The following is a 9,600-nucleotide window of genomic DNA, read 5'->3' on the forward strand; positions in this document are numbered from 1 at the left end:
AATCTATCCTCCATACAAAACTATAGCCTGGCGACAGTAATAGGCTTTGTAGTGATGCTTGTTGGGATCGTCTATATAAACCGCCTGAAATTCGATCCAGACGTTGATCGTGATTTTCATTTTGCCAATGTTGAGAAAGTATTCGGCATTTTAATGATTGCCACAGCATGCGCGATGGCATTTGCCCATGGTTCAAACGACGTAGCTAACGCGATTGGGCCATTGGCCGCAGTGGCGGGCATAGTAGAACACCAGGGTCAAATCACACAGAAATCAACGTTACCCCTGTGGATACTCTTTCTGGGAGGTATCGGTATTATTGTTGGGCTGTTGACCTATGGACACAAGGTTATTGCAACGGTTGGAACCGGCATTACTCAACTCACACCCAGCCGGGGTTTTTCCGCAACCCTGGCAGCAGCCACCACGGTTGTGCTGGCATCAGGAACTGGATTACCTATCTCGACGACCCATACACTGGTGGGAGCAGTCCTGGGTGTCGGACTGGCGCGTGGTATCGCTGCACTAAACTTAAAAGTCGTACACACGATTTTCCTTTCCTGGATTATCACCTTGCCGGCTGGTGCCATTTTGTCTATTGTATTTTTTCTATTACTTAAATCCTGGTTTGGGCAAGCTTGAACATTTCATACTATGTCAGACATTTTTGATTTTGAACATGATCCGGACGAATATGCTGTCATGGGGAATCCCATTTCGCATAGCAAGTCTCCGCAAATCCATGCGCAATTTGCTGAGCAGACTCAACAGAATATACGCTATCGCGCCATCCAGGTTGATCCTGGTGGTTTCGATCAAGCGGTAGGAAATTTTTTTGCCAGTGGCGGTAAGGGATTAAACGTTACCGTACCCTTTAAACAGGAGGCCTGGCAACTGGCGAATGAATTAAGTGAGCGGGCTCAGCTCGCCGGTGCGGTCAATACCTTAAAGCCATCCACTGATAATGAATTATATGGCGATAACACCGATGGCACTGGTCTGGTACGCGATCTGACACGGAATATTGGCATTAGCATTAGCAACAAAAAGGTATTGCTGGTGGGTGCTGGTGGTGCTGCACGTGGCGTTATTGCGCCGCTACTCGACAACAACCCCCGACAATTGATCATTGTCAATCGTACCATGGATCGCGCACATGAACTGGTTAAGCACTTTTCAGAGAAAGGCAAGATTGAAGCTTTGAGCTTTGATGAATTGAATGGTAAAAATTTTGATGTTGTCATCAACGCCACATCCGCCAGTTTGAAAGGTGACTTACCACCGCTTCCAGTAAGCACCATCAGCAAAGCACAGGTCGTGTACGACATGATGTATGGAAGTGAGCCGACATTGTTCCTGCAGTGGGCCCGACAAAACGGCGCAGAAAAAATCAGCGATGGTTTGGGAATGTTAGTGGAACAGGCTGCGGAATCTTTTTTTATCTGGCGCAATGTACGACCCGATACGGCACCGGTCATCCAGCAATTACGCGCCAGTCTTTAACTAACCTGCCAGGCAATACCTTCGAACGACTAAATCCTGCTAGCGGATTACACCCTGGAGCTTTTGCGCCTTTCCTGCTGGCGTCGATTGTAAACGTTGACAGCATACAGGTTTTTATACTGCTTACTACGACGGTCGTTTCCTGTATTCCGTGCAACAAACTCACGCGCCCGTAACGAACTGCCCTGAAAAGTAAGGTGATCAAGTCGCTGCAAAACATGCCTGGCAACATGATCGGGCTTAATAACAGCATGGGCATAACGTATGGATTGATCACCGGAAGAGTGATCAATCACATTAAACTCACTGTGCGTAATGCGATCTCTGTTATCCAGTAGCCGCCTTAATAAACCTCGAAAGCTACTCGGCAACATCACATAGTTGACTATCTTTCTGAGTTCAGAAGGCTCTATTTGATGGGGTAAATTTCCAATATAAATATTCATCCATGTCTCCTAATCCCTGGCATCACTTTGAATAGTTTATTTTTGGTGTAATGGATTTACATGAGTATTACTCGATATTCTGACCGATAGTGTGACTGATCATTGTGTAAAGATTGTGGAAAAATCGTGGGACTAATGTGAAATAGGCTGTAACCAGGAGGGCCGCAACAGGGGCACAACTAATCCATATATCGATTTTTCAATTTTTTATAGTGTATTGCAGAATAATCAATCCAGGCATATTCTTCATCCGTTAACTGGCGAATTTTCTTGACGGGGCTACCAAGATAGAGATAACCACTTTCCAGCTCCTTTCCCGGCGCTACCAGACTACTTGCCCCCACTAATACGTGGGATTGAATCACGGCTCCATCCATAATGGTGCTTCCCATACCGATCAGGCAATTATCCTCAACGACACATCCATGTAGGATAACCTTGTGACCCACTGTCACATTATTCCCTACGCGTAGTGCGAAGCCATCAGGAATTGTTTGATGGGGGTGCGTTACATGCAATACCGATCCATCCTGGATATTAGTACAACTGCCAATAGTTATTTTATTGACGTCACCCCTGACCACAGTCATAGGCCAAATAGAACTGTCTTCGCCAATTGTCACATCGCCAACAACCAGCGACGTCTCATCGACGTAGACTGAATCCGCAACAACAGGCGTAATACCCTGGAAAGATTTGATCGTCATGACAGATAAACCAGCTCAGCGCAATGTTACCAGCTCTTCGGCACTGGTGGGGTGAATTGCAACCGTATTATCAAAATCAGCCTTGGTTGCACCCATTTTTATCGCCACTGCAAAACCCTGCAGCATTTCATCCGCGCCATCACCTATGATGTGACAACCAACGATTTTTTCATCGTCTCCTGTAACTACCAGCTTCATCGCGGTCTGAGACTGGTGTGAAGTGAAAGCATAGGCCATGGGTGTAAACGTGGTTTGATAAATTTTCACTGCGTCATTACCGAGCTTACGTCGCGCATCTTCTTCACTCAGGCCTATCGTTCCCGCTGGAGGATGGCTGAATATTACCGTGGGAATATTTTCATATTCCAGGCGCCGATCCGTTTGTTGGTTAAAAAGCCTGTCAGCAAGGCGACGTCCTGCTGCAATAGCTACCGGCGTTAATGGAATTCGCCCAGTAACGTCACCGAGCGCATAAATGCCGGGCACATTGGTGTTCTGAAAATCATCTACTTTAATCATGTTGCGCTCGTCTGTTTCAACCCCCGTTACTGCAAGGTTGAGCCCCTCAACATTGGGTTCACGTCCTATCGCCCAGATAAGACCATCAAAACCTTCATAGTGCTGATTATTACTACAACTCACATGCAATCCACCTTCACTGGTCTTTACCACACTTTCAACACTGGTGTTGGTAATCACATTAATACCCGATGACAACAATTCTTTCATCAGAATCTCGCGCAACAGGACATCAAAATGACTGAGTACCTGCGGCCCTCTTACCAATAAGGTGACTTCAGTACCCAGCGCATTAAGCACACCCGCAAATTCAACCGCAATATACCCCGAACCAACAATCGCAACATTTTTAGGTTGTTCCCGCAATGCAAAAAATCCATCTGAAGTAATACCTAATTCAGCACCGGGTAATGGTGGTGTAGCAGGCGTCGTACCTGGCGCAATGACTATGTGAGTTGCAGTATAAGATTCGCCGTTAACATCAAGCGTATTAGCATCGACAAAGCGCGCAGAGCCCGTTATTTCGTCGATTTTGTTTTCTTTAAGATAACCATGATACCAACTGTTAATGCCGCTGATGTAGCTCTGACGGCCTTTAACAAGCTTTTGCCAGTTAAAACTCTTTAATTTCACATCAAAACCGTAATCAGGTGCGTTTTGCAGCGTGTACGCCATGTTTGCGCCATACCACATGACTTTTTTTGGCACACAACCTACGTTCACACAGGTTCCACCTATGTTGCCGCGTTCTATCACTGCGCATCTGGCACCATACGTTGCTGCCCGTTCCGCAACGGACAAACCACCACTGCCGCCACCAATGGCTATCAAGTCATAATGTTTACTCATTCTGTATGATTCCTGAGAGATTTTTTGTATCTGTATTTATACTTGATGAAAACTATTACTGGTTGATTACTTCCACTTTCAACACGGCACCATCCGTTTTGGTGACTTTAACTTTCGTGCCGCTCTCGCAATCCGCCCCTTCGATTTTCCACATGGTGTCATCAACCCTGATCTTCCCAACACCATTAACAACGGGCTCCGTTAGTGTGAATGTGCGTCCGACGTATTGTTCACCACGCATATTCAAGGTTGGACGATCTGTTTCTGTTGGATGTTTCTTAAGGTAATTTCGCCACACCACAATACTCACTACTGAAACCACGGCAAACACGATGAACTGGTATTGCCAGGTCATTTCCGGGGCCAGCACCAGGATCAATCCTACTAAACCGGCAGCAATCCCCATCCAGAGAAAGAATGCGCCAGGCGCAAACAACTCAAGTATTATCAATATGATACCAATGATCCACCAGTGCCAAAAATCCAGTTGTTCCAGCGTCACCGTATTATGCTCCTTGCTTGTTCATGGCTTGTTTGGCCAGTTCCGCGACACCACCAATGGCACCGATCACACCCGATGCTTCCAGCGGCATGAAGACCAGTTTTTCATTGTTTGAGGTAGCAATTTTTTCCAGTGATTCCACATAACGATTGGCCACAAAATAATTCACCGCATTAATATCGCCTTGTGCAATTGCCGTGGAAACCATTTCGGTTGCTTTTGCTTCCGCTTGCGCTTCACGTTCGCGTGCTTCAGCATCGCGAAAAGCCGCTTCCTTTCGACCTTCAGCTTCCAGTATGGCGGCCTGCTTTTCACCTTCGGCACGTAAAATTTCCGCCTGTCGAAGACCTTCCGCCTCGAGAATATTGGCTCGCTTGTCGCGCTCCGCTTTCATTTGCCGCGCCATGGCTTCCACCAGGTCATGTGGCGGACGGATATCCTTGATTTCAATACGGGTTACCTTGATTCCCCAGGGTGTGGTTGCATCATCCACTACCTGTAACAGCCGCGCATTGATTTCGTCACGCTTCGATAATAATTCATCCAGGTCCATGGAACCCATGACCGTACGAACATTGGTCATCGTCAGGTTCAGAATGGCATATTCCAGTTGATTGACTTCATAGGACGCTTTCGCCGCATCTAGAACCTGAAAGAATACCACGCCATCCACTTTCACCATGGCATTATCCTTGGTGATCACTTCCTGTGATGGCACATCCATAACCCGTTCCATCATATTCATCCTGGAACCGATACGATCTATCACGGGTACAATGATATTTAATCCGGGACGCAAGGTGCGCGTATAGCGCCCAAATCTTTCCACGGTATATTCTCGTCCCTGCGGAATAAACTTGGCGCTCATAAACACTAACAGCACCGCGAGCACACCCAGGACAATAACAAACGAATCAAAACCAAACGAGCTAAAACCAATCATAACGCCTCCTTGAGTAGCATTCTTAATCTATCGTAAATCCTGACATTGTTTTATCTGTGAAGAATTTTTGAGCCATATGGGAGCCAAAGAAGGATTCACCAGTATTTATTTGTCAACCTTTCACGATAATGCGAACCAGGTAGTACTACATTCCACCGCCTGTTTGTGCACTTTGTTGGATCTGAATATACCGCACCTGATGAGGGGCGACATTGCGCTGAATAGTGTGATTCCTGGCATTTTATGCATTGTTTTGAGGCCTTAACTATCAATGGTGACTTTCAGTGAATTTATCAAGGTGCAATCACCACTTACCCCCGGCAATACACCATAAAAACAGCCAAAACCTGAACTGAATCCTGAAAATGATAACAAATAGATAAATTCGCCGATCCGTTTAATTTTCCGCTAAAGCAATCGGGTAACTGGTGATTAAGCAATACGATCCATTAGTTCCATACTAACGGCTCTTCATCCATTAGCGCCAATTGTTCTTTCAGCGTCAGTATTTGTTCTTCCCAGTAGCGTTGGGTATTAAACCAGGGAAAATTTTTGGGAAATGTTGGATCATCCCAGCGCCTGGCAAGCCAGGCAGAATAGTGCAGCATGCGTAACGTTCTGAGTGCTTCTAACAAATGCAGCTCGATAGAATTAAAATCACAAAATTCAGTGTAACCTTCGAGTACATCACATAACTGCTCGGTCATTTCACGACGATTCCCTGACAACAACATCCAGATATCCTGCACCGCTGGCCCCATTCGCGTATCATCAAAATCCACAAAATGAGGACCATCATCGGTCCATAATATATTTCCCGGATGACAGTCTGCATGGATACGGAAATACTGGACATCACCGGCGATCTGAAATCTTGTTTCTACCTTCTGCAACACCTGTTCTGCAATAACCTGGTAAGCCTCACGTATTTCTTCGGGTATTACCTGATTGTCCATCAAAAAACGCAGCGACTCCCGTCCATAACTCTCTATATCAACGCGAGGACGATACTGAAAATCTTTTGCTTTGCCCAATGCATGAATTCGCCCAATAAAACGTCCAATCCACATCAACTTATCCGGATCATCCAGTTCCGGCCAACGTCCGCCACAATTGGGGTAAACGGCAAATCGAAATCCCATATGCTCATGCAAAGTTAGCGGTGCCTCGCCCAGGGTCATGGGAGGTATTACAGGAATCTCTGATTCAGCTAATGCCAGGGTAAACTGGTGCTCTTCAATAATGGCATCATTGGACCAGCGGTCAGGACGATAAAACTTGGCGACGACGGGGCGTTGATCCTCAATACCAATTTGATACACACGATTTTCATAACTATTCAATGCCAGCAGTCGTCCGTTAGTCATTAAACCGAGCGACTCAACGGCATCCAAAACCGTGTCGGGTGTTAAATCATCATAAGCGTGTTTTTCTTCTTTATTGAAATTCGTTGTCACCTTTGCCTCGTACTCCCGTTAAACACCATTTACACCCACCCACTTGCGTATACAAAGATTGGTGCTGCACATCAGCGTTAACTACACTGTAACGCAAATTACCTGTATTGAGTCAGAAACCCTGACAGCTTTCGTCTGTCACATCAAATGTTGCGATACAGCTAAAACTGGCATCGTCGATGCTTGGAAATAGATAGTTATCACAAGTGTTATTATGTCAGTTAAACTACAGCAACTTGCTGGATTAATTAATAATTATGGTTAACAGTGAGCATTTAATGAGCAATCCATTACTTGAGTTTCAAGGTTTACCCCCTTTTTCCCAAATCCTGCCGGAACACGTAGGGCCCGCAATTGATCAGTTATTGAGCGAAAGCAAACAACATATCGATGACCTTGTGACTACTACTAATAGTTACAGCTGGGGAAATTTTGTTCAACCACTGGAAGATATTCAGGACAGTATCAATAAAACCTGGTCACCCGTCAGCCACTTGAATTCGGTAATGAATAATGAAGCACTGCGAAACGCATACAACGATTGCCTGGCCAAAATCACAACCTTCCATACTGAGTTGTCGCAGGACAAACGAATCTACAATGGTTATCACGCCATAAAATCCAGTGACGAATTTTCACAATTAACAGCTGCGCAACAAAAAACGATTAATGACGCTTTGCGTGACTTCCATCTATCCGGTATCGATCTGGCGGAAGACAAACAACAACGTTTTAAGGAAATCAAACAGCAGCTGTCCAAATTAACTTCGCAGTTTTCCGACAACGTGCTTGATGCCACCAACGCCTGGCAAAAAACCATTGATAATGAAGAACAGCTCACTGGTTTACCGGATTCCGCCAGGGCGATGGCAAAGCAGGCCGCACAACACAAGAAACAATCAGGCTGGATGCTTACGCTGGACTTCCCCTGCTATTACGCCGTGATGAGTTACGCCGACAATCGCGAGCTGCGTAAGGAAGTGCATGACGCCTATGTTACCCGTGCTTCTGACCAGGGCCCACATGCCGGACAATGGGACAACAGCCAAATAATGGAGGAGATACTTGCATTGCGCCATGAAATGGCATTGCTGCTTGGTTTCAATAATTACGCAGAATATTCTTTAGCAACAAAGATGGCTGATTCAACTGACAAGGTTGTGAATTTTCTACACGACCTGGCAACGCGCGCCAAACCGTATGCACAAAAAGATCTGGATGCCGTCAAACAATACGCCAGACAACAGCATGCTATCGATGATTTGCAACCATGGGATATTACCTACTATTCGGAAAAGCTTCGCCAACATGAATTTTCCATCACCCAGGAAGAACTGAAACCCTATTTCCCCGAACCCGTCGTACTTAATGGTTTATTTGACATTGTAAAACGCCTCTACGGATTAAGTATCAAACAGGTTGATAATGTCGACACCTGGCACAAGGATGTAAAATTTTTCGAGATTCACGATGAACAGCGTCAGTTGCGTGGAAAATTTTATATTGATCTCTACGCGCGTGCCAACAAACGCGGTGGCGCCTGGATGGCCGATTGTATCGACCGGAAAAAAGTCGCTGATAACATTCAAACGCCGGTAGCTTATCTTACCTGTAATTTTTCACCGCCGATCGGCAGTGATCCTGCTCTGTTTACACACAATGAAGTACTCACCCTGTTCCATGAATTCGGTCATGGACTGCATCACATGTTAACGCAGGTCGATAATATCAGCGTATCCGGCATCAATGGCGTTGCCTGGGATGCAGTGGAATTACCCAGCCAGTTTATGGAAAACTTTTGCTGGGAAAAAGAATCCATCGACCTGATCGCCCGTCATTACAAAAACAACAAACCATTGCCCAACGAATTGTTCGAAAAAATGACAGCCGCAAAAAACTTTCAATCCGGCATGCAAATGGTACGACAACTGGAATTTGCCCTATTTGATTTCCGCATGCATTTAGAATACGATCCTGCCATCGGCGCTCGTGTACAACAAACGCTTGATGATGTTCGGCAGGAAGTCGCAGTCATTACGCCTGCCGCTTATAATCGGTTTCAACACAGTTTCTCGCATATATTCGCGGGTGGCTATGCAGCTGGTTACTACAGCTACAAATGGGCCGAAGTGTTATCTGCCGATGCGTTTGCCAAATTTGAAGAAACGGGGATTTTTAATCGCCAAACGGGAGAAAAGTTTCTTCACGCTGTTTTGGAACAAGGCGGCTCCAGGGAACCCATGGAGTTGTTCGTGGAATTCAGGGGTCGTGAACCCACCATTGAAGCCTTGTTGCGACATAGCGGAATTGCGGCGTAGTTCACAATAAATACAATTCTGAGCAGTATTCTAGAAGTAACGTCTTGGTAATGCAGTAAGCAAAATAATAAATAACTGAATAGCTGTGATGTTGTAAAACTTTTAACTGGTACCTAAGGATGTGAAAAATGTTAAATCTCCCGGTTCGATTCGTGCTTATTGTAAGTGTATTCCTGACGCTAGCATTTTCTTCCACTGTATTACTCGCCAGTTCTGTCTATATCACAGACAAAATTTCCGTCGATATTCGCTCCGATAAATCTGCGCAGGCTGAGCGTATAAAATCATTACCCAGCGGTACGATTGTGGATGTACTGGCAAGGGAGGACAACTATGCCAGGGTACAAACCAGGGAT

Annotated in this window: 10 protein-coding genes; 4 read left to right on the top strand and 6 right to left on the bottom strand. The window is 45.6% G+C overall.

From position 1 onward, the window contains the following. Positions 1 to 642: inorganic phosphate transporter (locus tag ACWVCM_RS11425; protein WP_455201884.1), on the top strand; the 642-nt coding region annotated here is incomplete at its 5' end. 12 nt (positions 643 to 654) lie between these two features. Next, positions 655 to 1,503 (top strand): shikimate dehydrogenase, encoded by an 849-nt coding sequence (aroE, locus tag ACWVCM_RS11430; RefSeq protein WP_455201885.1) that lies wholly within the window; start codon positions 655 to 657, stop codon positions 1,501 to 1,503. Between the two features lie 47 nt (positions 1,504 to 1,550). Here aroE and ACWVCM_RS11435 read toward each other — a convergent pair whose 3' ends face one another. The 6 genes from ACWVCM_RS11435 to ACWVCM_RS11460 form a co-directional block, all read right to left on the bottom strand. Further along, positions 1,551 to 1,949 carry a hypothetical protein gene (locus ACWVCM_RS11435; RefSeq protein ID WP_455201886.1) on the bottom strand — a complete coding sequence of 133 codons (399 nt, stop codon included), beginning with the start codon at positions 1,947 to 1,949 and terminating at the stop codon, positions 1,551 to 1,553. A gap of 179 nt (positions 1,950 to 2,128) precedes the next feature. Continuing rightward, positions 2,129 to 2,656, bottom strand: a complete 528-nt coding sequence (locus ACWVCM_RS11440) for a gamma carbonic anhydrase family protein (protein ID WP_455201887.1) — start codon at positions 2,654 to 2,656, stop codon at positions 2,129 to 2,131. A gap of 15 nt (positions 2,657 to 2,671) precedes the next feature. Further along, positions 2,672 to 4,024 carry a glutathione-disulfide reductase gene (gene gorA, locus ACWVCM_RS11445; protein ID WP_455201888.1) on the bottom strand — a complete coding sequence of 451 codons (1,353 nt, stop codon included), beginning with the start codon at positions 4,022 to 4,024 and terminating at the stop codon, positions 2,672 to 2,674. Between the two features lie 55 nt (positions 4,025 to 4,079). After that, a complete protein-coding gene (locus ACWVCM_RS11450) occupies positions 4,080 to 4,526 on the bottom strand; it encodes an NfeD family protein (protein ID WP_455201889.1) in 447 nt (148 codons plus the stop codon). Between the two features lie 4 nt (positions 4,527 to 4,530). Then, positions 4,531 to 5,469, bottom strand: a complete 939-nt coding sequence (locus ACWVCM_RS11455) for an SPFH domain-containing protein (protein ID WP_455201890.1) — start codon at positions 5,467 to 5,469, stop codon at positions 4,531 to 4,533. 449 nt (positions 5,470 to 5,918) lie between these two features. Then, the gene (locus tag ACWVCM_RS11460; RefSeq protein ID WP_455201891.1) at positions 5,919 to 6,926 is read right to left on the bottom strand and encodes a serine/threonine protein kinase; all 1,008 of its coding nucleotides are present in this window, start codon (positions 6,924 to 6,926) and stop codon (positions 5,919 to 5,921) included. Positions 6,927 to 7,204: 278 nt separating this feature from the next. Here ACWVCM_RS11460 and prlC point away from each other — a divergent pair, with 278 nt between their 5' ends. Then, positions 7,205 to 9,244 carry an oligopeptidase A gene (gene prlC / locus ACWVCM_RS11465; RefSeq protein WP_455201892.1) on the top strand — a complete coding sequence of 680 codons (2,040 nt, stop codon included), beginning with the start codon at positions 7,205 to 7,207 and terminating at the stop codon, positions 9,242 to 9,244. A gap of 128 nt (positions 9,245 to 9,372) precedes the next feature. Continuing rightward, positions 9,373 to 9,600 (top strand): SH3 domain-containing protein (locus ACWVCM_RS11470; RefSeq protein ID WP_455201893.1); only part of this gene is annotated, 228 nt, incomplete at its 3' end.

The organism is Kaarinaea lacus (assembly GCF_975902315.1).